The following is a 25234-nucleotide window of genomic DNA, read 5'->3' on the forward strand; positions in this document are numbered from 1 at the left end:
GGCAGCCAGCCTGCGGCCCGCCGCGACTTTGCGGGCGGGCCGAAGTATTCGCGCGGTTACTGGCCCCGCGCGGCACCTATCTCCTTGAACAACAACTGCACCGTGTCAGCGCCGATCTCGGCGCTAAACTTCTCGATCACCGGCTTGACGGCGTCGCGCAGCTTCTGCGTCTCCTCGGGACTGAATTCGCTGACCTCCATGCCGGTCTTGCGAATTTCCTCAAGGGCTGCGGTATCCGCCTCGCGCGAGACCTTGCGCTGATAGTCGCGGGCCTCGGTCGCGGCCGCCTGCAGGACGGTCTTTTCCTCGTCGTTCAGGCCATCCCAGAATTTCCTGCTGACGAGCACGATCTGCGGATTGTACTGGTGACGGGTCAGCGTCATGTATTTCTGCACTTCGTAGAATTTGGCATTCAGGATGTTTGCCGCCGGGTTCTCCTGCCCATCAACCGTCCCAGTCTCAAGCGCGGTGTAGAGTTCCGTATAAGGCAGCGGCACGGCATTCGCGCCGAGCGTGTTGAAGAGTTCGATCGGGATCGGAGATTGGATGGTGCGGATCTTCAGACCTTTGATGTCTTCAAGCTTGGTCACTGCATGGCGATTGTTCGTGAGATTGCGGAAGCCGAGTTCCCAGTATCCAAGTCCGACTAGGCCGGTATCGGGCAAAAGCTTGCTGAGGCTCTCGCCAAAGGGGCCATCCATCACCTTGTCCGCCTCCTCGCCACTATTGAAGAGGAAAGGAAGGTCGACGGCACCGAATTGCTTGACGTTGTTGGCAAGAATACCGGCGTTCAACACGGTCATCTCGATAACGCCGCCCTGGAGAGCGGAGACGGTCTGCACGTCACCACCAAGCGTGCCGCCGGGGAACAGCTTCACCTCGATCTTGCCGCCACTCTTTTCATTCACGAGCTCGGCGAACTTCTCCATGCCCGTCACTTGGGGGTGACCCTTGTTGTTGGCTGACGCGAACTTGATGGTCTGGTCGCGTATCTCTGCAAGCGTTGGCGCTGCTGCAAACAAAACGATCGGCAGGGCGACGCCCAGTGCCATTTTTGTCAATCGGTTCAACATGTTATCCTCCCAGATTGAGCCGGTAATCCCGCCGGCCTGTTGAAGCGCAATAAAAAGTTGCCGTCAGTGCCCGAACCAGGAGACCGGTACGGTCACCAGTTCTGGGAACAGGACGAGCAGGAAAAGGACGATCAGTTCGGCAATGAGGAAGGGCCACACGCCCTTCATCAGGTCCTCCATCGTCAGTTTCGAGACGCCGCAGATAACGTTGAGAACGGTGCCCACTGGCGGGGTGATCAGGCCGATCGAATTGTTGATGATAAACAGCACGCCGAAATAGACCGGGTCGATCCCCGCTTGCTTGATGATCGGCATCAGAACCGGCGTCATGACGAGGATCGTCGGCGTCATGTCCATCGCTGTCCCGACGACGACGATCAGGACCATGATTGCGATGAGCAAAAGGGTCTGGTTGTCCATAAGCGGTTCGACCAGCGCGGCAAGCGCACCGGGGACGTCTGCAACCGTAATCAGCCAGGCGGAAACTGCAGCGCAGGCAACCAGGAACATCACCACGGATGTAATTTTCGCGGCCGCTACGAAGACATGGAAGAGCTGGCCCGGCGTCAGCTCGCGGTAGATGACCATCGAGACGAACAGGGCGTAGACCGCCGCAACAACGCCGGCTTCAGTTGGCGTGAAAACACCAAACTTCAGACCAACGATGATGATCACCGGCAACAGAAGCGCCCAGACACTGTCGAGCAGCGCTCCAAGCCGCACGCGGGCGCTTTGTCTTGGCGGGAGCTCGAACTGCTCCTTGCGAGCGACGATAAGCCAAGTGATGCAAAGGGCCGCGGCGATCATCAAACCCGGGAAAATGCCCGCAAGAAAGAGCTTGGTGATCGAGACGCCGCCAACCACACCATAGAGGATGAAGCCGATCGACGGCGGAATGATAGGCCCGATGATCGATGCAGAGGCAAGCAGCCCTCCGGCGCGCGCCGGGTCATGACCGCTCTTCAGCATCATCGGCAGAAGCAGGGCGCCAAGGGCAGCGGCGTCGGCGACAGCTGAACCAGAGAGGCTGGAAAGAATGCAGGCGGCAAAGATCGCCACGAAGCCGAGGCCGCCGCGGATATGACCGACCATGGCCATCGCCAGGGCGACGATGCGGCGGGAAAGCCCGCCGGTGTTCATGACCTCGCCCGCAAGCAGGAAGAAGGGCACGGCCATCAACGGAAAGCTGTCGGCGCCGTTCAAGACGTTTTGGGCGACGATCTGTGCATCGAAGAGCCCGAGAAAGAGCATCAGGGCGACGCCGCTGATGATCAACGCAAATGCAATCGGCACGCCGAGCGCCATTGGGCCGAGAAGTGCGCCAAGGAAGATGGTGACGGTCATCGGCTCGTCCTCAGCGTTTGACGGGCAGCGGCCCGAGCGTGGCCGTGGGGGGTGGGTCAAGCGCCACTTCGTCTTCGCTGTCGCGCACCAGTTCCGCCGTCGTCACGTCGATGCGTCCGGTCGCGATGGCGAAAGCGTCGGCAAGCAGGATGAGGAATGCGGGTACCCCAAAGGCGAGACCGGCCCCGTAGAAGAAGCCCATGGAAAGCCCAGTCGCAGGCGCGCCGACATGCAGGTTGATGAGCGTCTGCGTCCAGCTGCCGCTGATCATCAGCCAGGTAGCGTAGAGCATCAACACATGGCCAAGAAGCACCGCGACCTTCGCGGCGACCGGCGGCAGGCGTTTGATGAGCGTATCAACGCCGAGATGCCCGTGTTCGCGCAAGGCAACCACGGCGCCAAGAAACGTGAGCCAGACGAAGAAGATGCGTGATAGCTCCTCAGAGACCGTGATGCCCTGATTGAACGCATAGCGCAAAACGACGTTGCCGAAGACGAGGACGACCATGCCGGCAAGCAGCAAGGCAATCGCCACCTTCAGCGCGAAGAAATAGAAATCGATAATGCGGATCATGCGCTCCTCCCAAAGCGGAGTGCCGTCTTGGCGCCCGCGCATCGCATTGGCGTCACGGGGCGGCGTCAGGGCACCGGTGCGAACACATCCTCCTCAAGTCGTCTTCGCCACTACAAAATGTACGAACTAGTACGTATGTCAAGCAGACTCTCTTGAAAGACCCCCGTAACCTCAATATGAATCTCACGGGAGGCGGTGTGGCGAGCCTCTGCGCTCGCCCGTTTCGATTTGGTTTCATTGGAAAATTTCGGCGAGTGCCGGGGGAGTGATCAAAAAGAATGGCGGGGCGGGTTGAGGCAAGTCGGAAGAACGATCCGGAACGCACCAAGGAAGACATCCTTGTCGTCGCCACGGAAGAGTTCTCGACGCACGGCCTTGCGGGCGGACGCGTTGACGCGATCGCAGAACGGACCCGAACCTCCAAGCGCATGATCTATTACTATTTCGGGGGCAAGGAGGGACTTTACCTGTCCGTGCTTGAGCGCGCCTATCGCAAGATCCGCACGCTCGAGGAGGACCTGAAGCTTTCAAGTCTTGCCCCGGAAGAGGCGTTGCGTACGCTAATTTCCAGCACATTCGACCACGACGAGGCCAATCCCGACTTTGTGCGATTGGTCAGCATCGAAAACATCCACCACGCAGCGCATATGCTGCGGTCGGAAGCGATCCGTGATCTGAATGTCTCGGTCATCGAAACGATCGCGGGCATTCTGGAACGCGGTATCGCTGAGGGTGCGTTCAAGCGAAAGGCCGACCCGATAGATGTGCATATGCTGATCAGTGCCTTCTGCTTCTTCCGGGTTTCGAACCGATATACATTCGGAACTATCTTTCGCAGGGATCTTTCCGAATCGGCCACGATCGGCCGCCATCGCCGAATGATCGCCGACGCCGTGATCAGCTACCTCCAGACGGAGGAAGGGGCAGCGAACCCCATATCCTAGGGCTATCGCGCATGGGATGGGAAGCACTCAGGCAATGGGGTGTTAATGCCAGAACGCTGCCGATCTCAACGACGTGCAGCCCAGACCTCGATAGGCCTCGTCGGCAAGCGCTTGGCTGACACACGTCACCGTCCACCGTTGGCTTGACGTTGTCGATGAGAGTGTGTCAGCTTTCCCGTCAGGAGGGCGCTCGATGTCGACGTCGCTGTCGCATATTCGTGAGATAGAACGAGTCGCCTCCGGGGCCGCGAGCCCACGCGACGAGCCCGTCGTCCAATCCTGGCTTCGCTGCCTCAATGATTACAAGCTGGATCCGACGATCGCGCAGGAAGCCTATATCGTTCCGGGATCGAAGCTGCGCGAGCATCGCGAACAGGCGGAAGAACTGATCCGCATCGGGCGTTCCGGGCTTGAAGGGCTGTTCAACCAAGTCGCCGAACAGAACTATGTCCTGTTGCTGTCCGATGCCCGCGGCGTCACCGTCGATTTCATGGGGGATCCGACCTTCGACAATCAGCTGCGCAAGGCGGGCCTCTATCTCGGCTCGGAGTGGTCTGAGAGCCGGGCGGGCACCTGTGCCGTCGGGGCGTGCATCGTCTCCGGCCAGCCGGTCATCATCCATCAGGACGACCATTTCGACGCGAGCCATATCGGGCTGACCTGTACGGCGGCGCCGGTCTTCGACACGCTCGGCGATCTGACCGCCGTGCTCGACATCTCCCAGCTCCGGTCACCCACCGCCAAGGCAAGCCAGCAGCTGGCGCTGCATCTGGTATCCGCCACTGCGCGGCGGATCGAGCTTGCCAACCTCATGACCCGCACCCGCAACGACTGGGTCCTGCGGCTTGCCCGCTCCCCGGAATTCCTGGATGTCGACCCGGACGCCGCCATCGCCCTCGACGGCAGCGGCCGCATCACCGGCATGACCCATGGTGGCTTCGGCGCACTCGCCCGCTCGATGAACATCCGCGGCCTCCAGACACGCAATTTCCTCGGCCTTCCGCTCTCGGAGGTGTTCGATATCGACGTGGACGATTTGCCCAACTTCATGCGCGGTCGTCCGAACGGCGAACGCTTGCTGAGAGCCAAGAGCGGCCTAGTCCTATTCGCCAGCGCCATCGCGCCCGTCGTCAGCCTGCGCACGCCCGCCGCGCCCGAAGCGCGCCTCCCCCGAGCCCTGCGCGATCTCAGCCAGGGCGACGCGACAATGGAACGGGTGCAGACCCGCGCGGCAAAATTGGCCACACGCCGCATCCCAATTCTCATTCAAGGGGAGACGGGCAGCGGCAAGGAGTATCTTGCTCGCGCGATCCATGACAGCTGCGGCGACAATGGCAATTTCGTCGCCGTAAATTGCGCAGCCATTCCCGAACATCTCATCGAATCCGAACTGTTCGGCTACGCACCCGGTGCCTTCACGGGCGCCAGCCAGAAAGGTAAGCGCGGCCTGATCGAGGATGCGGACGGTGGCACCCTGTTCCTCGACGAGATCGGCGACATGCCGTTCACGCTGCAAAGCCGGCTGTTGCGCGTGCTCTCGGAAAATGAGGTTCAGCCGATTGGGGCGCTGAAGGCCCGGCCAATCCGCCTGCGCGTCGTCTCCGCCTCCCACCGCGATCTGGCGGAACTGGTTAAGCAGGGCCGTTTCCGGGAAGACCTCTATTACCGCCTGAACGCCGCAACGCTCTCGCTCCCCGCCTTGCGAGAGCGTCAGGATCTTAGCTGGCTGATCGATCAATTACGCGCTCGTGTCGAGAAGGAGAACCACGAGTCCTACCGCATCGACAAGACGGCTCGGGCGGCCTTGCTCGCGCATGAATGGCCCGGAAATCTGCGTGAGCTTTCCAATGTTCTGCGCGTGGCCGCGGCCCTTTCCGAAAATGGTCTCATCGATAGCGAGTGCCTGCCGGAACATCTCTTCTCCGAAGCCATCCACTCGTTGCCCGGCGAGGATGATGCGTTACGCCAGGCACTCAGGGACTGCGGCGACAACGTTTCGGCGCTTGCGAGAAAGCTCGGCGTCAACCGTTCCACGATCCACCGCCGTCTGAAGCGGCTCAACTGACGCAACGCCTGCAACACCTGTTGCACCCGGACTGTTGCATTTTCGGTGACTTTCGCTCCCGTCACGTTTCAAGCCGCTGATATCACAAACAAAATAGACGCAGTTGCGATCTGGCATGCTGCTTGCTGCCTCTCCTGTGCAAGAACAAACAGGAGGAAACACAATGAAAGCTCTGCGCTTTCACGCCGCCAAGGACCTACGCATTGACGATGTCGACGCTCCGCCTGCCCCTGGCCCCGGTGAAGTACTGGTGGAAAATCGTTTCTGCGGCATCTGCGGGACCGATCTGCACGAATACGCCTATGGCCCGATCTTCATCCCGAAGGAACCGCATCCCTTCACGGGTGCTCATGGACCGCAGATCCTCGGCCATGAATTCGGCGGCGTCGTGAAGGCGATCGGCGAAGGGGTTAGCCATGTGAAGCCGGGCGACAGGGTCTCCGTCCAGCCGCTGATCATGCCGCGCCGCGGAGACTATTATGCCGATCGTGGTCTGTTTCACCTGAGCGCCAACCTGGCACTGGCCGGCCTATCCTGGCACTCCGGCGGAATGGCGGAAGCGGCGCTGCTCAACGACTACAATGTCCAGCCCATTCCCGATGCGCTATCCGACGAAGAAGCCGCGCTGATAGAGCCGACCGCAGTCGCCGTATATGCGTGCGATCGCGGCAGCGTCACCGCCGGCAACAGCGTGCTGGTCACGGGCGCAGGACCGATCGGCATTCTCGTTGCCATGGCAGCGCGGGCAGCCGGCGCGTCGAAGATTTTTCTCTCCGATCTCAACGAGACGCGGCTTTCACTGGCGAAGGAAGCACTCCGCGAGGTCCGCACCATCAATCCCAAGATCGAAAAGGTCAGCGATGTTGTCCAGGCCGAAACCGAGGGCGGCGTTGGCTGCGATGTCGCCATCGAATGCGTCGGCAACGAACATGCGCTCAAGAACTGCGCGAGCGCAGTGCGCAAGCAGGGCGTCGTCGTGCAGACCGGCCTTCATCCAGGCGAGAACCCGCTGAACTGGTTTGACGTGACCTTCAAGGACATCGATATCCGCGGTTCCTGGGCCTATCCGACCCACTACTGGCCGCGCGTGGCGCGCCTGATCGCGAGCGGCCAAATACCGGCTCGCCGCATCGTCACCAAACATGTCTCACTGAGCGAAGCTGTTTCGGCAGGGTTCGACCAGTTGCTCGATCCCGCCGGTACGCACCTGAAAATACTGATCGACCTCAAGCGTTAGGCCGGTCCCCATTGCGGGACGGTTGAGGAGCCGTTCCGTTTGTCATCACAGAGCAGGAGGATAAAGGATGCTCGAGAAGACCCCCAACACCCGCGTTCAGGCACAGCTTGATGCCCTTGGCGCTGCACTCGAAACCGGCCGTATCGACGATGCGGTCAACCTCTTTGCAGAGGAATGCTACTGGCGCGACCTCGTCGCCTTCACCTGGAACCTCAAGACTGTCGAAGGCCGGGACGAGGTGCGCGACATGCTTCAGGCACAGCTTGCCTCTGCAAAACCCTCCAACTGGCGCGTCGCCGCCGGCGAAGAAGCAACCGAGGCGGATGGCGTGCTTGAAAGCTGGATCTCGTTCGAGACTGCGACGGGACGCGGCTACGGCCTCGTGCGCATCAAGAACGGCCTGATCTGGACGCTGCTGACGGCACTGGCCGAACTCAAGGGCCACGAGGAGAAATCCGGCTTTACCCGGCCACTTGGCGCCAAGCACGGCCAGAATGTCGGCACGAAAACCTGGAAGGAGGAGCGCGAGCACGAGGAGCGCACGCTCGGCTATGAGACGCAACCCTATGTCGTGATCATCGGCGGCGGACAGGGCGGCATTGCGCTCGGGGCCCGGCTTCGCCAACTTGGCGTGCCCACCATCATCCTCGAAAAGAACGACCGGCCAGGCGACAGCTGGCGCAAGCGCTACAAGTCGCTCTGCCTGCATGACCCCGTCTGGTACGACCACCTGCCCTACATCGATTTCCCGAAGAACTGGCCGGTCTTCGCACCGAAGGACAAGATTGGCGACTGGCTGGAATTCTATACCAAGGTGATGGAGCTGAACTACTGGACACGCTCCACCGCCAAATCGGCAAAATGGGACGAAGCCGCGAAGGAATGGACCATCGTCGTTGACCGCGACGGTGAGGAAGTGGTGTTGCGGCCAAAGCAGCTCGTCTTTGCGACCGGCATGTCCGGCAAGGCCAACATTCCGAATTTCAACGGCCGTGAGCGCTTTGTTGGTGACCAGCATCATTCCTCGCAGCACCCGGGGCCGGATGGCTACAAGGGCAAGAAGGTCGTTGTGATCGGTTCCAACAATTCGGCCCACGACATCTGTGCCGCGCTGTACGAGGCGGGCGTCGACGTCACGATGATCCAGCGCTCGACGACCCATATCGTCAAGTCCGACACGCTGATGGATATCGGCCTCGGTGGGCTTTATTCGGAACAGGCGCTGGCCAACGGCGTAACGACGGGCAAGGCGGATCTCATCTTCGCGTCGCTTCCCTACCGGATCATGCACGAGTTCCAGATCCCGCTTTACGACAAGATGCGCGAGCGCGACGCCGATTTCTACGCGGCGCTGGAAAAGGCGGGCTTCCAACTCGATTGGGGCGCGGATGGCTCAGGTCTCTTCATGAAGTACCTGCGCCGCGGGTCCGGATACTACATCGATATCGGCGCGTCGCAGCTGATCATCGACGGCAAGGTGAAGCTTGCCGCAGGACAGGTGGAAGAGATCACCGAAACCTCGATAAAACTGGCTGACGGCAAGGAGATCCCGGCCGACGTCATCGTCTATGCCACGGGCTACGGCTCGATGAATGGCTGGGTCGCCGATCTCATCGACCAGGAGACAGCCGACAGGGTCGGCAAGGTCTGGGGACTTGGCTCCGATACGCCGAAGGACCCCGGCCCCTGGGAGGGCGAGCAGCGCAACATGTGGAAGCCCACGCAACAGGATGCCCTGTGGTTCCATGGTGGTAACTTGCACCAATCGCGCCATTATTCGCAGTACCTGTCACTGCAACTGAAGGCACGATTGGAGGGTATTCAGACGCCGGTTTACGGTCTGCAAAGCGTCCATCACAAGCGCTGAACCATTTAAGAGGCAGAGGGAGCTTGAGCGCCCTCTGCCTGTCGGTCGTGTCCGCGTGCAGGCACCCCAGTGCGGCTGTGTGCCATGCGGACATAGCCAGGAGATTGACGCTGAGCCCGCACTTAATCCTCGTCCGAGACTTGCCAGACCCTCCGGTCCGAACATTAGAGACATCACCTAGCTGGAACCCTGGCCATCGGGTTAGGGCGCATCTGCGGAGACAATCAAGACTGACAGGAACCAGTAGCAGCGAGGAGCGTTAACGCAACGGATCCTTCATGTCGTCTTCAGGTTGGGTCTAACGCGAGCCCCACACGCTTCGGGCCCCTAAAGTCGCCTTCGGGGCCATTGTACCGGGTGTGGCCGGTTGCACCCTTGTCTTAAGCCAGGAGCCCCCATGCGCATCGCCTTCCTTGTCAACGCGATCGAAACCGAAAGGCCGTCCTATACGACAACATCCTTGGCGCTTGCTGCGCTTGCTCGTGGCCATGAGGTCCTCTACATCACGCCGGGTGACTTCATACTTGGGCCCGACGACGCATTGATGATCCGGGCGGCACATCTTGGCGACGCACGCCCCAAGAAGTCCGAAACTCTGCTACGCGCTTTGATCGCGCCCGAACAGCAAAGAGCCCTTGTCAATGTTGAAGAGGTGGATGTTCTGTTCTTACGGAACGATCCGTCGCTGGATGCCGATACTCGCCCCTGGGCCGCGCATGCGGGTGCAAATTTTGGTCGGCTTGCCGCAGAAAGAGGCACGATCGTCGTCAACGACCCATGTGGTCTGGCCTTGGCGCAAGACAAGCTTTACTTCCAGGATTTCCCGGCCATCGTTCGTCCGACCACTTTGATTTCCAAGGACATCGAGGAGATCAGGGCGTTTATCGACGATCATTCAGACGGCGTAATCATCAAACCGCTACAGGGATCTGGCGGCAAGAACGTTTTTCGGGTCGGAAGCAGCACCGAATCCAACCTCAATCAAATCATCGATGCGGTGGGTGAGGTCGGCTATCTCATTGCGCAATGTTACCTTCCGAAGGCGTCGGAAGGAGATACCAGATTGTTTCTCATGAACGGGCGACCCTTGCAGCGCGGCGACGTCTACGCTGCGTTCAGGCGCGTTCCCGCGAAGGGAGACGTACGCTCCAATATTCACGCGCGTGGGACGCCAAAACGGGCGCATGTGACAAAGGAAATGCTGGCGATCGCCGAGACCTTGCGCCCGAAGCTTGTCGAAGATGGCATGTTCCTGGTCGGCCTCGACATCGTCGGCGACAAGCTGCTTGAGATCAACGTATTCACACCCGGTGGTCTCCAGACCATTCGTGAGCTCTACGACGTCGACTTCTGCGAAGACATCCTCGAGTCGCTGGAGAACAAAATTGCGACCAGGAAGACGTATCGCGGAGCGTTGAACAACCGGATCCTGTCGACCCACTAGGGCTTTGCCCAAGAACACTCTGGGCACAAGGTCGCTAGCAAATTGGTGCTTTAAAAAAGATCTTTCCAAGGCTTCGGAACCGATGGCGCTGTCCTTGGTTTCTCCTACATGCGCGATAGGAGAAGAAGGCGATGGCAAAAGGCGACGATCTAAAAGCCGGCTTTACCGGCACACCCGAAGAACCTCTCGCTGGCGTGCGAAAAGCTGCGCAGACAGCCACCGAAGCAGTGAAGAGAGAGACGACCGCTGTCGCGACTGCCGCAGCAGATCATCCTCACACCGCGACCACTCTCGGATTGCTGATCGGCGCCCTCGCCTTTACCATCGGCTACGTCGTGGGACGGTCATCGGTCGATAACGGGCGGGGATACTGGCGATAGATCCGCCAGCAGGCGAAGCTGATGTTCGCCGGCGCCTCTCAAATCATAATAACTCCCTCCTTACCATGAATTTAGGCGCCGCTAATATCTATTGACTACAGCGTGCACTATGCAAGGCTGAAAGCTCTTGATTGTGTCCTGACGCTGTAGGGTTTCTTCATGTTCTTGGTCCGCACCGATCTCGATGTCGCCATCACACGATGGCGCGAGATCATCTTGACTTCCTTGCCGTGGGACCGACTTGGCGGCTATGTCGCGTTGCGCAAGCATGATTTGACGATCGAACTTCACAACCTCGAGGAGGATAGCGATCTGCTCGTCTTTGCCACCGATGGCGAAGTTCTGGCCAGCCGGTTCCGTTCAGCTTATCCCTTTGTGGTGACATACGGGAGGAACCCCGGTTACCCGCTGGAATACCTGGTCTGGCTTTCATTCCACATGCAAGCGAACTTCGATCGGTTGGGCGTCCTGGAGATGAGCGCGACCTACGAGGACGAAGAGGGCGACATCGAAAGCATGTCTGCCATGGCGATGGGCTTCTCGCGTCAGGCCGACCTTGACGACTTTATAGCGCGGTTCGACGGCAAGGACCTGAGCCAGGATTTGTTGTTCGGCTATGACGCTTATCTATTGGAGGTGGGAGAGAACATCGGCTAAGGCATCCTTCCCCAAGGAATATCTCGCTCCCGCCCCTCGACTGAAGCTCATCTCGCTGAACCAGCGCCGGCCACTCGATTTTCTAGCGTGCCTGACGGTGAGCGTTCGACGGCGTCGGTTCCAGCGACCTCTGCTCGGCCGATCCGCCAGTCTCCTCCCATCCAAACACACTGCGACCGCCCCATTCGGGCGAGTGGCGAAACTCTCCGGCAACAATTTCCTTGAGGTCCGGGCCGGTGGCGTATCTTTCGAGCTGCCGTGCCTGGTCGTCAAGACGCTTCAGCGCCTCCAGTTCCTCGCCAAGTCCGAGCCGCGCTTTCGTCACGGCCGATCGCATGACCGCGATCGTGTGGTCGTACACCTTGAGGGGCACGGGAAACGGATGGCGGTCCTTGCCGCCGTGCGCAAGCGAAAACCGGGCCGGATCGGCGAAACGGCAAGGCGCGCCATGAACGACTTCAGCCACCATCGCGAGCGCGTTGACCGTGCGGGCACCGACGCCCGGAACCATCAAAAGCTGCTCGAAATCTTCCGGCCCGCGATCGGCAGCCGCAGAAAGTGTCGCATGCAGCCGTCGCATATTGACGTTTTCCTCCCGTACGTCGTGATGTGCCGGCATCACGAGATGTGGGAGCAACGGCTGATCGGCCTCCTTCGGTTTAACCTTTGGATCCAGAGCGACGACTTCCCGGACAATTCGGTCAGGCCCAAGCGATGCCAAAAGCTCAAGCTGCCCGTGGCGTGATGCGGCAGCCCGTCTGTCTGCGAGATTGACGATTTCCCCCTGACCTTTTCCCTCGATCGCCGCATGGGGAGAGTCGACGAAGCTGGAAACGCCCTCCGACAACCAATGATAGCGCCGGGCCTGGCGTTTATCGCCGTTCATGCCTTGCTGTACCACCACCCATTTGCCATCGTCAGCGACGATGAAACCGTGCAGGTAAAGGTCGAAGCCGTCCTGGACCGCGGCACTATCGACCTTTGCAACAAGCCGGCTGGTGGCCGCAAGGCCGGCACCATCGATGCCGACGCGGTTGCCGATGGCGATCAGTTCGTCTGGCGTCTGCCGCGAATGTCGTCCGCGACCGCCGCAGACGCTTATCCCGAGATCCCGCGAACGAGGAGCGAGACCGCGCTTGAGAGCGCCGATGACGCTGGTGGTGATGCCGGATGAGTGCCAATCCATGCCCATGACGCAGCCGAAGGACTGGAACCAGAAAGGATGGGCCAGACGGCGCAGAAACTCGTCACGGCCGTATTCGATGACGATGGCTTCGGCGATGATCGTCCCGAGCTTCGTCATGCGATCGCCGAGCCACGGGGGAACCCTGCCGCCATGAAGAGGGAGATCTGCACTTCCAGCTCGCTGAACCATTCGTGTCTTATAGGCCGCTTACAGGCATTGTGACAGGGGAAAGTTCTTCAAACGTTCCTACCGCCGGGAACAAGTCGCAACCCTTGCTGTTTTGTGGTTGGAATGTTGCGAGGCGCCGTTGCGTCTCACGATGAGATGGGCCAATCCCTGCGGAGGCCTTCCAATGCAAAACCGTTTCCCGTGTGCGGCAGTCGTCATCCTCCTAACCGCAGCTTTACTGGCGGGTTGCGCCAACGTCTCAGCCAGGCAGACAGCGAGCAACACCGGCAAGGTTGGATACGGTTCGGATCCGGTTCTGCCAAAACCACGCCCAACCGTGATCCCGACGGTCAACATCGCCGATGCGACCGGGTGGCGGGGCGGAGAACATCCACTCGCTGCCAAAGGATTGAAGGTCAACGCCTTTGCGACGAATTTTGACCATCCGCGCTGGCTGCGCGTCCTTCCCAACGGTGACGTTCTGGTGGCCGAAAGCAATGCTCCGGCCAAACACGACGAGGGCTTCAGCCTGAAGAAGGTCTTCATGAGCGCGGCCATGAAGCGCGCTGGCGCCGCCACACCAAGCGCAAACAGGATCACGCTGCTTCGCGACACCGATGGCGACGGGGTGGCCGACCTGCGGACCACGTTCGCCGAAGGTCTCAACTCGCCTTTCGGCATGACGCTGTCGCGGGGCAAGCTCTATGTCGCCAACACCGACGGTCTCGTCGCCTTCCCATATTCGAACGGACAGACCCGGATCACGGCGCCGCCGCAAAAGATCGCGGATCTACCGGCCGGCGATCTCAATCACCATTGGACCAAGGATGTGATCGCAAGCCCGGACGGCCGCAAGCTCTACGTTACGGTCGGCTCCAACAGCAATGTTGCCGAAAACGGCATGGCCGTCGAACGGCACCGTGCAGCCGTGCTCGAGATCGACAAGGCAAGCGGCCACATGCGCCCCTTCGCCTCGGGCCTGCGCAATCCCAACGGGCTCTCCTGGAACCCTCAGAATGGAAAGCTGTGGGTCGCGGTCAACGAACGCGACGAACTCGGTGACGATCTCGTCCCGGACTACATGACATCCGTGCGCGATGGCGCCTTCTATGGCTGGCCCTACAGCTACTTCGGCCAGAACGTCGACACCCGCGTCAGGCCGCAGCGTCCTGACCTCGTCGCAAGGGCCATCAAGCCCGACTACGCGCTGGGCGCCCACACGGCATCATTGGGACTGGTGTTCTCGAGGGGCTCGTCGCTCGGCCCCACCTATTCGAACGGCGCATTCGTTGGACAGCATGGCTCCTGGAACCGAAGCGTACCCAGCGGCTACAAGGTCATCTTCGTCCCGTTTTTGAATGGCAAGCCCAGCGGCCGGCCAAAAGATGTCCTCACCGGGTTCGTCGGCAAAGGCGGCAGCGCCATGGGGCGCCCGGCCGGCGTGGCAATCGATAAGACGGGTAGTTTGCTGGTTGCCGACGATGTCGGCAATGTCGTGTGGCGTGTCAGCAGAGAATGACCTTTTGCCTGTTTCAAAAGCGATCAATGTGCATTTGGTCGTCCCGCGTCGGCAATCGCCCGATGAGAACGGGATGCCGCGCGCCGGCGCTCTTGAGTTCGGGCCTGTTTCCTGGAAACCCGCAATTCCTCCAGATCTGGAAGCCACCAGCCGCTGCGATGATCGGGACCGGTGCGTGCCGGCCATACAGAGATCAATTCCGACAGTGTTGCGGGCCGCCAGGAGGCCCAGACAAACTCCATCAGGCTATTGTTCATGAATGGATACGAGCAGGAGAAGGTTCGAGGGACAATCTCCTGTGAAATCCCGATGAATATTATGACGCCGTAGGTTTCAGTGGAGACGGCGCGCCCGAGCCGCGGTGGAAAAGCCGTAGGAACAGGGTATCGTCGTCTTCTTCGTTCGACGCTGCGACTTCTCGCTTCCAGTTCCTCGGCGGACCCCCGCGACGCAAGTCGGCGTTGCTTTCGTGCATCCGGTTCATTGCGGCGGGCGGCCGCTTCGATCACAGGCCACCGTTTCCGCAATTCCTCGTAGGAGCGGAACGGAACATGCCACGTCCTGGAATTGTCATCCCAATGCGCCCACGGCACCTGTCGCAATTCCTCAACGATGGTGCGGGAGAAAGGTGTCCGCAGGCAAAGGTCATCGCCTGCCACCAGATACGGGCTGCCGATGGGATCGAAGTCGTAAGCGTCCCTGCCCTTTGATTCACCGAACGGATCTCGTTCCGACAATTGGCCGTCCATCCATCTGGTAAACCGGCGGTCGGCGGTCTTGCCCGGAATAAACCAATTGCGCCTATCGTCGCTCCATCTGGCCCGGGGAAAAGCCCGTCGAAACTCTCCCAGCATGGTTCGGTCGTAGGGAAACGAAATATACGCACCGGGGCGATTTGATGGCTCACCCGACATTGCTTCGCGAACCCCTCCTCGTTCCGACACATTCTCCCGTCTCACTCAACGAATAGGCTTGGCCCGCTGTTCCCCGATTGCGCAAAAAAACGAGAGCCGAACGGCTTTTTTCGATGCTGTAAACCGAGGCGCGAAGTCCACATCGCGCCCAATGGCGGACATCGAACCGCGTTCGGATGAGGTGGGCCGAAGCAAATCCCGGTGAGAGGATGAGCGGACTACGCCGCAAAGGCGTGCACGCCCGCGCGGACTGTCTCCGGGTCGCGGTTTTCGACGCCGTACAGAATGTCGAGAAGCGGAAAGGTCATTCGATAAAAACCCATACGATCCCTTGCCGCCGTGTCTGGGGAAAAGTGCGCGAGCACCAGGTCGACGAACGGGTCACCAAGCCCTGCCGCGAGGCTCGCAAAATCGTAAGCTGGGTCGCCGGGGCCGCAGCCGGAGAAATCGATGACGCCTGAAAGTCTGCCGCGATCGACGAGAATGTTTCCGGTCCCAAAATCCCCGTGAATAAGGCACTGCGGAAGCGCGTTGCAGGTCGCCAAAAAGTCGGAAAAGCGCTTCCGCAGACCGGTGACGACATCAGGCGAAAGCAGAGGAAAGGCCACCGCTTCGCATTGCGCCAAAAGGCCATTCCACTCGGATGAAGACGCCTCGGCAGGCTCGGCCTCCACGCTGTCGATGGGGAGCGAATGCAGAGCCTTTAGAAAGGCGGCAAGATCCGCGGCCAAAACCCTCTGTGCGCCTATCCTCAGGCCGGTCAGGTCCGAAAGCGGTTCGCCCAAGATCTTGGCGTGCAGCGAGACGAATTGGCCGTCGATGCGGCGCACCTCAAGATCAGGTACCGGCACCGGGAGAAGCGGCCGCACCGCGCGAAGCGCCGCGGCTTCGCGCACCAGGTCGCGTTCAGCGCCGCAATGACGCGGCAATCGAAGGATCCTGCCGTCAAGCTCGTAGGCCACCGAGTTCTGCCCCGAGCCGATCAGGACAGCCGGAGGCTCGGATGGCAAGCCAAGTTCCGCAACGATCCTCTGAAGGGGCATCGCATCGGTACCCCCACGAGTGGCGTCGACTTCCCTCTCAACGGAGGCGGTCGCGATTGGCTCTAGGGATAGATCCTTCACTGCGTTCGTCCTTTGCAATCCCACCCGGCAGGCCCTGGCCGCACGTCTGAATTCTGTAGCCGCTATTCTTCGCGATGACGGCCGGATAAGACCGACACCGAGACGAAGTCCATGGCCGACGGGCTGGCTGAAATACTGCGCCCGCTAAAGGGGGGTGTTGGGCTCGTGCTCCTGGCACCTGCGCAACCGCCCCCTCACAAAGTATCGAGGCCCATTCTTCGGCCGGCTTCGATTGGGGCCATGCGTGACGGCAAGCGAAACGCGCAAGGGATGGAACGGCATTCGTTCCCTCACCCTCGACCATATCTCATTGGTTGTATCGTTAGCAATTTATCGCAAGCAATGCGAACGCATGGCAGCGATATCCAATTGCGAAACGGACGAAAAAACTGCACCGCCAGTTCAAAGCCCTTCCGCGGCCGTTCTTGATTTGAGACCGATGGTCACGATCGCCACAAGCGCGGCCACCGCGTTGGCGCCTCCGCTGATCGCAATGGCCGGGAAGTAACTGTGGCTGGCGTCGTAGATAAAGCCGGCGAGGCTCGGGCCGATCAGCGTGCCGATTGCGACGCTCGTGTAAAGAAGCCCGATGATCCCGCCCACATTGCGGCGGCCGAAATGATCGGCAACCACGGCCGGCAGCACCGCGACCCAGCCACCGTAGAACAATCCGAACAACAGAGCGAAGGCAACAAGGGCCAAAAGCCCGGTCGCAGAGGCCCAAACCGCAAGCGACACGGCGATGCCCGCGTACATTGCCGCCAGGAAAGTGTCGCGACCCAAACGATCGGCAAGCCCCCCAAGGCAGAAGCGCCCCGCAGTGCTCCCAACGCCGATCGCGCTCAGGAGGAGGACGGCGACCGTCGGAGCGATCTGGTGATCGACTGCAAACGGGACGAGATGAACAAAGGGAACGAACACGCCGACTGCACTCAACAGGCATGCGACATACATGCCGACAAATTGCCGAGTCCGTATCGCATCCTTGACCGAAACGCCCTCCTTTGCCGCCGAATTCACGACGCCCGGTTCGACGAAGACTCCGTCCGGCCGAAGACCACGTCGCCCCGGATCGTTTTCGAGCAGCAATGCGGCGCCTATGCCGAAGGCCGCGGCCGCTCCACCGAGCACCAGATAGGCCTCTCTCCAGCCCAAAGCGGCGATCAACCAAGTCGCCAGCGGCGGCATGACAAGCGTGCCCAAGCCGATACCGCTGACCGCAAGACCCGATGCCAGGCCACGTCGCGCGACGAACCAGCGCTGCACGGCCCCAAGGGCCGGCACATAGGCACATCCCACGCCCAGACCTATTCCGAGCCCATAGGCGGCATAGACCTCGGCGATGGTGCGCGCCTGGCCCGCCAAGGCGAGGCCGAAGCCGACAAGCACCATGCCGACAACGCAAAGCGATCTTGCTCCGAACCGATCCGCAAGGGGACCGGAAATCACGCCCAGGGCGAAGTACAAAAACCCTGCCAAAGAAAAAACAAGCGAAACGGAGCCACGCGATGCCCCGAGATCCTGCTGCAATACCTCGATGAAGGCGCTGAAGGTATAGGCGCTACCAAAACCTACGAATGTCAGCGTAAACGTCGCGGCGACGACGACCCATCCGTAGAAGATGCCTTGGCGCTGGCGGTGAGCGTTCATGATCGTTCGTCTCCGTCACCCTTTTCCCGGGTGTCTCTGGTGCCAAGCCGTATGCCCCTGGAATGCCGCTCCGGCGCGCACAAGGGTCAGTTCCTGGAACTGACCAGCCAGCAATTGAAGGCCGATCGGCATCTCGTCCTTTGCGACACCTGCAGGGAAAGTCAGTGCCGGATGGCCGCTCATATCGAGGGGGCAGGTATAGCGCTGCAGCCTAGCGATCAGATCCGGCTGCTCACCAAGTGTCGCGATGGCAGCGAGTGTCAGGGGAGCGAACGGCTGAACCGGGGTCAAAATCAGGTCGACGGATGCAAACAAGGCTTCGACGTCACGGCGGAAAATCGCGCGTCGCAGAAGGATCTGCTGATACTCCGCCTCCGAGACGGCTTTGCCCTTTTCAATGACGCCGGCAAGGATAGGCCCGTACAAGTCTTTGTTCGCAGCAAAGTCTCGCGCGTGAACGGCTGCCGCCTCCACGGCGCAGTTCGGCACCCAATCGGCAACGGCCTGGCTCACGTCCGGGAACCTGATCTCGACCATGTGCGCGCCAAGATCGGAAAAAACGTCCGAGGCAGCGGCGAGTGCGGCCTGTGTCTGAGGCTCCACGTCCTCGCTGTTCCACCCTGGATCAAAGCCTATCCGCAGACCGCCGACCCCGCTTCGCGAAGCGGAAGCGAAATCCGGCACCGGTTGCGCCGCCGCCGTCGGGTCCTTCGGATCACTTCCCGCGATGGCGGCAAGAATGATCCCCGCATCCATGGCGCTTCGCGCAATCGTACCGAGGTGGTCGAGGGAGGGAGCGAGATCGAAAACGCCGTGCCGGCTGACGCGCCCCCATGTCGGTTTGAGGCCCGTGACACCATTTGCGGCCGCCGGCCAGCGGATCGAGCCGCCGGTGTCGGACGCGATCGCACCGAAACAAAGGCCCGCTGCCGCCGCGACAGCTGAACCGCTCGAGGAAATCCCGGTCCAGTAGTCCGCGCTCCACGGATTGACAGACGGGGTTATTGCCGGATGGTAGTCCGAATACGCTCCCTCGGTCATTTGCGTCTTGCCGATAATGATCGCGCCTGCTTGCCTGAGGCGTCTGACGACAGTGGCGTCTTCGTCCGGAACAAAATTGCCATGGACGAGTGTGCCAGCCCTGGTTGGCACGCCTTCGATCCAGCACAGGTCTTTGACGGCGATCGGAACGCCGTGCAGCGGGCCGCGATGGCGTCCAGCGGCGATTTCCTCATCCGCCACCTTCGCCTGTTCCAGCGCGCTTGTGTCCATCACCTGCGCATAGGCGTGGAGGTCCGGTTCCAGTCGCGCGATGCGCCGAAGCTGCGCCTCGGTGATCGCCAGCGAGGAAATGCTCCCTCTTTTGATTCTGTCTCCGATCTCCGTGAGGCTGAGCAAAGTGAAATCATCCGAAACTATCGTCATTCAATTTTTCCCGACTGCGGTGAGCGAAATACATTAGAAAATCTATCTACCTTCGATCGCGCCTCCTGTTCCTCGTGAGGAGCGAGACAAGCACAGTTTAATGTGATAAAGCACATAATACTCGGCCGACAAACCAGATTTAATCATCCCTATAACTTAGAAAATCTAAATCATGAGCCGCCACCTTCCCCCGCTCAATGCCCTGAAGGCTTTCGAGGCCGCCGCCCGCCATCTCTCGGTCAAGATGGCGGCCGACGAGCTTTGCGTCACTCCGGGCGCGGTCAGCCAGATGTTGAAATCGCTCGAGACGCATCTTGGCGTGAAGCTGTTTGAACGAGTGACACGCGGCATCTATTTGACCGATGCGGGCCGGGACTATCTGCCAGCGGTCCGCAATGCCTTTCGCCAGATTGCCGAAGCCTCGCGACGCGTTATGGCCTCCAACGACAGCGGCATGCTGACAGTCAGCGTCACGCCATTCTTCGCATCGGCATGGCTCTTGCCGCGCATGCACTCCTTCCAGGAGATCAGCCCCGAAATCGATCTCCAAATCGTCGCAAGCAGCACCCTTGCCGATTTCTCCCGCGGCAGCGTCGATGTCGCGGTGCGTCATGGTGCCGGCCGTTATCCGGGCTTGCGCAGCGACCGCGTCGTAACCGTCGAGATGGTCGCCGTGGCAGCCCCTGATCTCGTCGATCGCCTCGGCGTCCCTCGATGCGCGGACGATCTCATCCGCTGGCCGCATGTCCATGATGCCGACCGCAAGGGATGGAGCCTTTGGTTCCAGGCAAATGGCGTGGAAGAGTTCCGTTCTCCCCGCGGTCCGTCGTTTGACGATAGCAGCCTTATTTTGAAGGCGATCCTGTCCGGCCATGGCGCAGGGTTGCTGCCCGCTGCAATGATTGCAGCGGAACTCGCCAGCGGTGAGTTGGTGAAGCTCCTGGACGCGGCTTTGATAGACGAGTTTGCCTATTACCTGGTGTGTCCCGAGCACGCCCAGGACAATCCAAAGATTGCGACCTTCCGGGATTGGATACTCAATGTGGAGAAGACGCCGTTGGCCAAAACGTCCACGGCTCAGAACAGCCTCCGTCCTGGCTGATGCGCTCCCGACCGTGGCACGGTCAGCGTCCGGATCGATGGCGATGCCTCGGCACCGGACGTCACCATGGCAGTTCTCTTGATTGCCTGGCTCTATCCTGCACGGCGGCACGGCGGATAGCCTGGGAGGGCAAGCCGGGCACGAGGTGCCCGAACACCCGGCGGGTTGCCTGCCTGTCAGCTCCGATCGGCACTCGATCTCATCGACGCCGATAACAGCAATGCCGCCGCTGCCAGCGCTGCCGCCACCAAGCCGAGATTGCCAGCACCTGCCCACTCTATTCCAAGCCCACCGATCGAACCGGATAGCGCAATGGCAAGGTAGAGAATGGCCTGATTGAGCGAGACCAGCACGCCGGCGGCCTCCGGTTTCAGCGAGATCAGCCGGTGTTGCTGCGGCGTCGTGATCGCAAAGGCGGCGATCCCGTAGAATGCGATGATCGCGAAGGCCGATGCCAGCGTCTCGGTGGTCAGCGGCAGGATCAGCATGCTGACGATGAGCCAAAGCAAGGCGATTGCCACAACCTTCTGACCGCCAACCCTATCGGCAAGCATGCCGGCACCCAGGTTGCCGATCGTGCCGATCACGCCGAGCGTCGCCATCAGGCCGGCCAGATAGACGCTGTTTCCTTGCGTGGCGGTCGCAAAGATGATGCCCATATACGTGTAGGGCAGATAGACCGCGGTGAAGGCGAGGAGCGTTACTCCGAGGACCGCCAGGATTTGCGGGTTACGCAGCAGCCGCAACTGCTGCAGCAAGCCCGTCGTCGTTGCGATCCTGATCGACTTCGGAATGAAGACGGCGACGCCGACGACGCCGAGGGCTGCCAGCCCGGTTGCAAGCCACATGGTCGATCGCCAGCCGAACACGCCGCCGAAAGCCGTGCCCAGCGGCGCGCCAAGCGCAGTGGCCGCCGTAAAGCCGCTGACGACCAGAGCGATCGCCCTGCCCCGATGTGCCCGCAGGACCATGGCGGCGGCGGTGACAGTGGCGGTCGGCACGAACAGCCCGACGCCAAGAGCCGCCACGACCTGACCGATCAGAACCTGCGCATAGCTTGGCGCAAGCGCGGTCCAGACACTGCCGAAGAGATAGACAAGGGCTGCGACGAGGAGAACGGTTCGGCGTTCCCAGCCGCCAGTCACGCCCACGAGAACCGGACCCGCGATCGCGCACGTCAAAGCGAAAATCGTAATGACCTGCCCTGCAACGGATGGCGCGATGTCGAGCGAACTGCTGAGAAGCGGCAACAGGCCCGCCAGAACGAACTCACCTGTCCCGACAACGAAGACGCCGAAGGCGAGCATCGACACCGAAAGCCATGGATTGGTCGCCTGCGGCTGATCGGCCTCATGCGGGGTTTCGAGCGTGGCATTGACCATGGCAAGACCTTTCCGGCACGGCCATGTTACGACCGGTGCCAAGATGCGAATGACAAAACTGGAATAGGATCGAACTACGGGCGCGCCAGCGCAGTGCGGCTCATCAGGAGGTCAGGCTTGAAGCGAACCAGCCCGTTCATCGGCATGCCCTCATGCGAGCGCCTCAGGCGGCCGTCGAAGCCGTCGAGCACGGCGTGTCCGGTCATGACCACCATCTCGCCCGTGCCAAAATCAGGAAACAGCAGACAGCAGGCAGGATCGACGAGCAGGTTGCCGAGGGTGTTGAAATAGTAGTTGCCGCGATATTCCGGCCAGATCAGGCATTCGCCGTCCCACCGAACGAAACCAGGCGGACCGCCGCGATGGGAAACATCCATATCGCCGCCGGCATCGGAGGCGGCGCGGGTCGCAACGAAAAACGTATCGGCACCAGCAACGACACGTCGAGCCAAACTTGTATCGGCCGAGATCAGAAGCGGCTCTCCACTTGCGCCGACCGCCTGTTCAACGTCCCTCGGACGAATGTATTGCGGACAGTTTCCAAAGGCCTGCTGCACGTCGACGACAAAATCGCTTTGTCCCACCCGACCTACGCTACCGTTGACGCGGATGCGCCGCCGGGTCGAAAGATCGATCGCAAGGATCGCGATCGGAGTTCCCTCGACAATGCCACGAGCCACTGGATCTGCGGCGTCAGGGCGTGCTGCGACACGCACACGCATGGCATCTGGTGCGCTCAGAAAGCCGGGCCGACCGAAGACCATGGTGACCCAGATCCGCCCCTCCCGGTCAGGCACGGCAAGAACGACATAGTGCAGTTCCGCAAGGAAACCCGCAAAGCCGGGTGGCAGGCTCGCCTGTATCGCGCGCGACCCGGCCAGTTGCTCACGGACGGCAAAGAGGCTCTGGAGTTGCTGCTCTCCGGCGTGAAAGGGGTCGTTGTCCATCACACACCCCGTGCCGCGGCAAGGCGCTCCCTGGACGCACGGCGTGCCAGCTCGAACTGCTCAGGCTCCCCCATGAGCGCTGCCACATTGGCCGATGCCTGGTAGGACGTCAGTTCGAAGGCCAGCACGCCGACATCAATGCCGCCTTGAAGTTCGCCTGCGTTGATCGCCGCGTTTGCCAGATCGACGATACGCTGTCTCGCCTCGGCCCGGTGATGCTCGACACGGTCGCGGATCTCTCCCGGCCGGGTGCGATACTCGCTGCTGAGCGCATGCACCAGGCAGCCGCCGGGTAGTGTTCGCTGCTCAACGAATGTGTACCATCCCTCAATCAGAGCGATCAGGCGCTCGACCGCTGTCGGGAGTGCCATCGCGGGGCCAACCACCGTTTCGGCATAAAGTGCCACGCCGTTCTCGATCGTCGCCAACTGCAAGGCTTCCCGGTCGCCAAAGAGAACCTGAACGTTGCCTCTCGCCACACCGGCATCAGCCGCGACCCGTCCGAACGTCAATCCCTCCAGCCCCTCCACCGACGCGATCTGCGTCGCGTGATGAAGAATGTTCGCCCGGGCGCGATCGCCGCGCTCCCTCCGCTTGTCGTTCGCCTTCATGCCGTCTCCTGGTCGCCGATCCGCAATACTGACTAAAAATATACATACGTATGTATATTGTCAATTGGAATGACGGCACGAACGCAATCCCGGTCCGGACGAAATGTGGGCCAAGCTTCGGGTCAACGGGTTCAAGAGCACCATCGAAGCCGATTTCCCGAGATCAAGATCGTCGCCGAAAAGGCCGCCGGCACCAAGGATGCGGGCATCGCGGCGACCGACTGGACCAAGAGCCACCCGGACATTCACGGCATCTTCACCGCGGCCGACACCATGGCGATAGAGTCGATCAAGTCGCTGACACAGGCTGGGGCGACCGACAAGATCAAGGTCTCGACCTCGAACCTCAACGACGACGCGCGCGCCGCCCTTGAAAGGGGCACGCTCACCTGCGCGTCGCTTCAGCCGGCAGTGTCGATGGGACGCGATGCGATGCGCGAGGCGGCCGCCGCGATCGAAGGCGGCAAGGTACTGGGCCGCATTGAAGCCCCCGCTTTGCTGGTGACGCGCGAAAAGGTCGCCTCCTACGATTTCAGCAAGATCATCGCCCCTGCCGACTACCAGCCCTGATATCGCTACGGATCAACGGGGAGCCGAGCCCTGCCCGGCTCCCTCGCCCCTTGGCGGTCGCTAAAACGAGCGCAGTCCCACATCATCGATAGTGCTCGTCCACGGCCCGGCGCGGCACGCTAGGCACCGCGAAAGCGCAATGCCTCGACCAGCAATGCAAACGCGGGCGACGCCAGCCGCCGGCTTGGATAGTAGAGATGGAATCCGGGAAAAGGCGGGCACCAATCTTCTAGCACGGGCACCAGCCGCCCCGATTTGACGAGCGGTCCCAAGTGATCGTCGGGAAGACAGGCAAGGCCCAGGCCGCCTAAAGCCGCGTCGATGATCATCGGCACATCATTAGAGACGAATTGCCCTTCGACGCGGACATTGAGCGGGCGACCGTCGCGTTCGAACTCCCACGCGTATAGTCCGCCAAGCGTGGGCAGGCGCAGATTGATGCAATTGTGCCCCGTCAGATCATGAGGTGTCTGAGGCCTGGGGTAGCGTGCAAAATAGTCCGGCGACCCCGCCACCACCATTCTGAGATCCGGACCTATGCGGACGGCGATCATGTCCTTTTCGATGCTTTCGCCCAGCCGCACACCCGCATCATAGCGCTCAGTGACCAAATCGACGAAGCGCTGGTCGATCGAGATCTCGACGCTGATCTCTCGATACTCGGCCATCAGCCTTTTCACGGCGGGCATGAGGATCGTCTCGGCCGCGTGGCGGCTGGAGGTTATGCGGATGGTGCCGCCCGGCTGCTGGCGCATCGCGCTCAGCGCGTCGAGCCGGCTGCGAATGTCGTTGAAGGCCGGGCGCAGCGTCTCCATCAGTTGTTCCCCTGCGTCCGTCGGCACGACATTGCGCGTCGTCCGGGTCAAGAGGCGCACGCCCATGCGCTCCTCAAGCCGTCGCACCGTATGGCTGAGCGACGACTGGGACGTGCCGAGGCGGGCGGCCGCTCGGGTGAAGCTACGTTCCTCGCCAACCGTCAGGAACGCGACAAGATCACCCAGTTCATCTCGCTTCATTCATGAATCCACAATATAGGTTCATTCTTGATTTA

At 60.9% G+C, this 25234-nt stretch carries 22 protein-coding genes; 10 read left to right on the plus strand and 12 right to left on the minus strand.

Annotated features, from left to right (window positions below; all coding sequences use genetic code 11):
* Positions 1–56: 56 nt before the first annotated feature.
* The 3 genes from IB277_RS26925 to IB277_RS26935 form a co-directional block, all read right to left on the minus strand.
* Positions 57–1073, minus strand: coding sequence for a TRAP transporter substrate-binding protein (locus IB277_RS26925; protein WP_060517977.1), 1017 nt, complete (start codon positions 1071–1073; stop codon positions 57–59).
* 63 nt (positions 1074–1136) lie between these two features.
* On the minus strand, positions 1137–2417 hold the full coding sequence (locus IB277_RS26930; RefSeq protein WP_060517979.1) for a TRAP transporter large permease subunit: 1281 nt from the start codon (positions 2415–2417) through the stop codon (positions 1137–1139).
* 10 nt (positions 2418–2427) lie between these two features.
* Positions 2428–2991: a TRAP transporter small permease gene (locus tag IB277_RS26935; protein WP_089045124.1), complete on the minus strand. Its 564-nt coding sequence runs from the start codon at positions 2989–2991 to the stop codon at positions 2428–2430.
* Positions 2992–3269: 278 nt separating this feature from the next.
* Here IB277_RS26935 and IB277_RS26940 point away from each other — a divergent pair, with 278 nt between their 5' ends.
* From IB277_RS26940 to IB277_RS26970, 7 genes are all read left to right on the plus strand, one after another.
* Complete coding sequence (locus tag IB277_RS26940) at positions 3270–3935, plus strand: TetR/AcrR family transcriptional regulator (RefSeq protein ID WP_029742882.1); 666 nt, start codon at positions 3270–3272, stop codon at positions 3933–3935.
* A 193-nt stretch (positions 3936–4128) separates the two neighbouring features.
* Complete coding sequence (locus tag IB277_RS26945; RefSeq protein WP_110819253.1) at positions 4129–6000, plus strand: sigma-54-dependent Fis family transcriptional regulator; 1872 nt, start codon at positions 4129–4131, stop codon at positions 5998–6000.
* A gap of 163 nt (positions 6001–6163) precedes the next feature.
* Positions 6164–7237, plus strand: a complete 1074-nt coding sequence (locus tag IB277_RS26950; RefSeq protein WP_029742884.1) for a 2,3-butanediol dehydrogenase — start codon at positions 6164–6166, stop codon at positions 7235–7237.
* 67 nt (positions 7238–7304) lie between these two features.
* Positions 7305–9104, plus strand: coding sequence for an NAD(P)/FAD-dependent oxidoreductase (locus tag IB277_RS26955; protein WP_192372052.1), 1800 nt, complete (start codon positions 7305–7307; stop codon positions 9102–9104).
* A 397-nt stretch (positions 9105–9501) separates the two neighbouring features.
* Complete coding sequence (locus IB277_RS26960; RefSeq protein WP_192372053.1) at positions 9502–10548, plus strand: glutathione synthetase; 1047 nt, start codon at positions 9502–9504, stop codon at positions 10546–10548.
* 131 nt (positions 10549–10679) lie between these two features.
* The gene (locus IB277_RS26965) at positions 10680–10928 is read left to right on the plus strand and encodes a hypothetical protein (RefSeq protein ID WP_029742887.1); all 249 of its coding nucleotides are present in this window, start codon (positions 10680–10682) and stop codon (positions 10926–10928) included.
* Positions 10929–11087: 159 nt separating this feature from the next.
* Positions 11088–11585 carry a hypothetical protein gene (locus IB277_RS26970; RefSeq protein WP_029742888.1) on the plus strand — a complete coding sequence of 166 codons (498 nt, stop codon included), beginning with the start codon at positions 11088–11090 and terminating at the stop codon, positions 11583–11585.
* 82 nt (positions 11586–11667) lie between these two features.
* Here IB277_RS26970 and IB277_RS26975 read toward each other — a convergent pair whose 3' ends face one another.
* Positions 11668–12960, minus strand: a complete 1293-nt coding sequence (locus IB277_RS26975; RefSeq protein WP_112985042.1) for a DUF763 domain-containing protein — start codon at positions 12958–12960, stop codon at positions 11668–11670.
* 163 nt (positions 12961–13123) lie between these two features.
* Here IB277_RS26975 and IB277_RS26980 point away from each other — a divergent pair, with 163 nt between their 5' ends.
* Complete coding sequence (locus tag IB277_RS26980; RefSeq protein WP_112985041.1) at positions 13124–14458, plus strand: sorbosone dehydrogenase family protein; 1335 nt, start codon at positions 13124–13126, stop codon at positions 14456–14458.
* A gap of 23 nt (positions 14459–14481) precedes the next feature.
* Here the strand turns inward: IB277_RS26980 and IB277_RS26985 are convergent, their stop codons facing one another.
* From IB277_RS26985 to IB277_RS27000, 4 genes are all read right to left on the minus strand, one after another.
* Positions 14482–15372 carry a hypothetical protein gene (locus tag IB277_RS26985; protein WP_112985040.1) on the minus strand — a complete coding sequence of 297 codons (891 nt, stop codon included), beginning with the start codon at positions 15370–15372 and terminating at the stop codon, positions 14482–14484.
* A gap of 218 nt (positions 15373–15590) precedes the next feature.
* Positions 15591–16382 carry a phosphotransferase family protein gene (locus IB277_RS26990; protein ID WP_162727338.1) on the minus strand — a complete coding sequence of 264 codons (792 nt, stop codon included), beginning with the start codon at positions 16380–16382 and terminating at the stop codon, positions 15591–15593.
* A gap of 516 nt (positions 16383–16898) precedes the next feature.
* Positions 16899–18146, minus strand: a complete 1248-nt coding sequence (locus IB277_RS26995) for an MFS transporter (protein ID WP_112985038.1) — start codon at positions 18144–18146, stop codon at positions 16899–16901.
* Positions 18147–18161: 15 nt separating this feature from the next.
* Complete coding sequence (locus IB277_RS27000) at positions 18162–19571, minus strand: amidase (protein WP_060530151.1); 1410 nt, start codon at positions 19569–19571, stop codon at positions 18162–18164.
* Between the two features lie 172 nt (positions 19572–19743).
* Between IB277_RS27000 and gcvA the strand changes: the two genes are divergently transcribed.
* Entirely contained in the window at positions 19744–20673 is a 930-nt protein-coding gene (gene gcvA / locus IB277_RS27005) for a transcriptional regulator GcvA (protein ID WP_060580743.1), read from the plus strand.
* A 176-nt stretch (positions 20674–20849) separates the two neighbouring features.
* On the opposite strand, the gene IB277_RS27010 is transcribed toward gcvA, so the two are convergent.
* The 3 genes from IB277_RS27010 to IB277_RS27020 all read right to left on the minus strand — a co-directional run bounded on the left by IB277_RS27010 (position 20850) and on the right by IB277_RS27020 (position 23613).
* Positions 20850–22055 carry an MFS transporter gene (locus tag IB277_RS27010; protein WP_112985037.1) on the minus strand — a complete coding sequence of 402 codons (1206 nt, stop codon included), beginning with the start codon at positions 22053–22055 and terminating at the stop codon, positions 20850–20852.
* A gap of 74 nt (positions 22056–22129) precedes the next feature.
* Positions 22130–23002 (minus strand): pyridoxamine 5'-phosphate oxidase family protein, encoded by an 873-nt coding sequence (locus IB277_RS27015; protein WP_113188217.1) that lies wholly within the window; start codon positions 23000–23002, stop codon positions 22130–22132.
* Positions 23002–23613 carry a TetR/AcrR family transcriptional regulator gene (locus IB277_RS27020; protein ID WP_034796319.1) on the minus strand — a complete coding sequence of 204 codons (612 nt, stop codon included), beginning with the start codon at positions 23611–23613 and terminating at the stop codon, positions 23002–23004. Before IB277_RS27020 ends, IB277_RS27015 begins: the two co-directional genes overlap by 1 nt.
* 105 nt (positions 23614–23718) lie before the next feature.
* On the opposite strand from IB277_RS27020, the gene IB277_RS27025 reads away from it, so the two are divergent.
* Entirely contained in the window at positions 23719–24183 is a 465-nt protein-coding gene (locus IB277_RS27025; RefSeq protein ID WP_192372054.1) for a substrate-binding domain-containing protein, read from the plus strand.
* Between the two features lie 119 nt (positions 24184–24302).
* Here IB277_RS27025 and IB277_RS27030 read toward each other — a convergent pair whose 3' ends face one another.
* Complete coding sequence (locus tag IB277_RS27030) at positions 24303–25199, minus strand: LysR family transcriptional regulator (protein ID WP_034796315.1); 897 nt, start codon at positions 25197–25199, stop codon at positions 24303–24305.
* Positions 25200–25234: the final 35 nt, after the last annotated feature.

The organism is Ensifer sp. ENS07 (genome assembly GCF_014852185.1).
Lineage (GTDB): Bacteria > Pseudomonadota > Alphaproteobacteria > Rhizobiales > Rhizobiaceae > Ensifer > Ensifer adhaerens.

What these genes read in the sequence shown, in the direction of transcription:
- IB277_RS27030 (WP_034796315.1), bottom strand. Translation starts at nt 25,199, where the DNA reads ATGAAGCGAGATGAACTGGGTGATCTTGTCGCGTTCCTGACGGTTGGC.
- gcvA (WP_060580743.1), top strand. Translation starts at nt 19,744, where the DNA reads ATGAGCCGCCACCTTCCCCCGCTCAATGCCCTGAAGGCTTTCGAGGCC.
- IB277_RS27010 (WP_112985037.1), bottom strand. Translation starts at nt 22,055, where the DNA reads ATGGTCAATGCCACGCTCGAAACCCCGCATGAGGCCGATCAGCCGCAG.
- IB277_RS27000 (WP_060530151.1), bottom strand. Translation starts at nt 19,571, where the DNA reads ATGACGATAGTTTCGGATGATTTCACTTTGCTCAGCCTCACGGAGATC.
- IB277_RS26965 (WP_029742887.1), top strand. Translation starts at nt 10,680, where the DNA reads ATGGCAAAAGGCGACGATCTAAAAGCCGGCTTTACCGGCACACCCGAA.
- IB277_RS26950 (WP_029742884.1), top strand. Translation starts at nt 6,164, where the DNA reads ATGAAAGCTCTGCGCTTTCACGCCGCCAAGGACCTACGCATTGACGAT.
- IB277_RS26940 (WP_029742882.1), top strand. Translation starts at nt 3,270, where the DNA reads ATGGCGGGGCGGGTTGAGGCAAGTCGGAAGAACGATCCGGAACGCACC.
- IB277_RS26960 (WP_192372053.1), top strand. Translation starts at nt 9,502, where the DNA reads ATGCGCATCGCCTTCCTTGTCAACGCGATCGAAACCGAAAGGCCGTCC.
- IB277_RS26975 (WP_112985042.1), bottom strand. Translation starts at nt 12,960, where the DNA reads ATGGTTCAGCGAGCTGGAAGTGCAGATCTCCCTCTTCATGGCGGCAGG.
- IB277_RS26935 (WP_089045124.1), bottom strand. Translation starts at nt 2,991, where the DNA reads ATGATCCGCATTATCGATTTCTATTTCTTCGCGCTGAAGGTGGCGATT.
- IB277_RS26970 (WP_029742888.1), top strand. Translation starts at nt 11,088, where the DNA reads ATGTTCTTGGTCCGCACCGATCTCGATGTCGCCATCACACGATGGCGC.
- IB277_RS26930 (WP_060517979.1), bottom strand. Translation starts at nt 2,417, where the DNA reads ATGACCGTCACCATCTTCCTTGGCGCACTTCTCGGCCCAATGGCGCTC.
- IB277_RS26955 (WP_192372052.1), top strand. Translation starts at nt 7,305, where the DNA reads ATGCTCGAGAAGACCCCCAACACCCGCGTTCAGGCACAGCTTGATGCC.
- IB277_RS27015 (WP_113188217.1), bottom strand. Translation starts at nt 23,002, where the DNA reads ATGGACAACGACCCCTTTCACGCCGGAGAGCAGCAACTCCAGAGCCTC.
- IB277_RS26925 (WP_060517977.1), bottom strand. Translation starts at nt 1,073, where the DNA reads ATGTTGAACCGATTGACAAAAATGGCACTGGGCGTCGCCCTGCCGATC.
- IB277_RS26985 (WP_112985040.1), bottom strand. Translation starts at nt 15,372, where the DNA reads ATGTCGGGTGAGCCATCAAATCGCCCCGGTGCGTATATTTCGTTTCCC.
- IB277_RS26945 (WP_110819253.1), top strand. Translation starts at nt 4,129, where the DNA reads ATGTCGACGTCGCTGTCGCATATTCGTGAGATAGAACGAGTCGCCTCC.
- IB277_RS26980 (WP_112985041.1), top strand. Translation starts at nt 13,124, where the DNA reads ATGCAAAACCGTTTCCCGTGTGCGGCAGTCGTCATCCTCCTAACCGCA.
- IB277_RS26995 (WP_112985038.1), bottom strand. Translation starts at nt 18,146, where the DNA reads ATGAACGCTCACCGCCAGCGCCAAGGCATCTTCTACGGATGGGTCGTC.
- IB277_RS27020 (WP_034796319.1), bottom strand. Translation starts at nt 23,613, where the DNA reads ATGAAGGCGAACGACAAGCGGAGGGAGCGCGGCGATCGCGCCCGGGCG.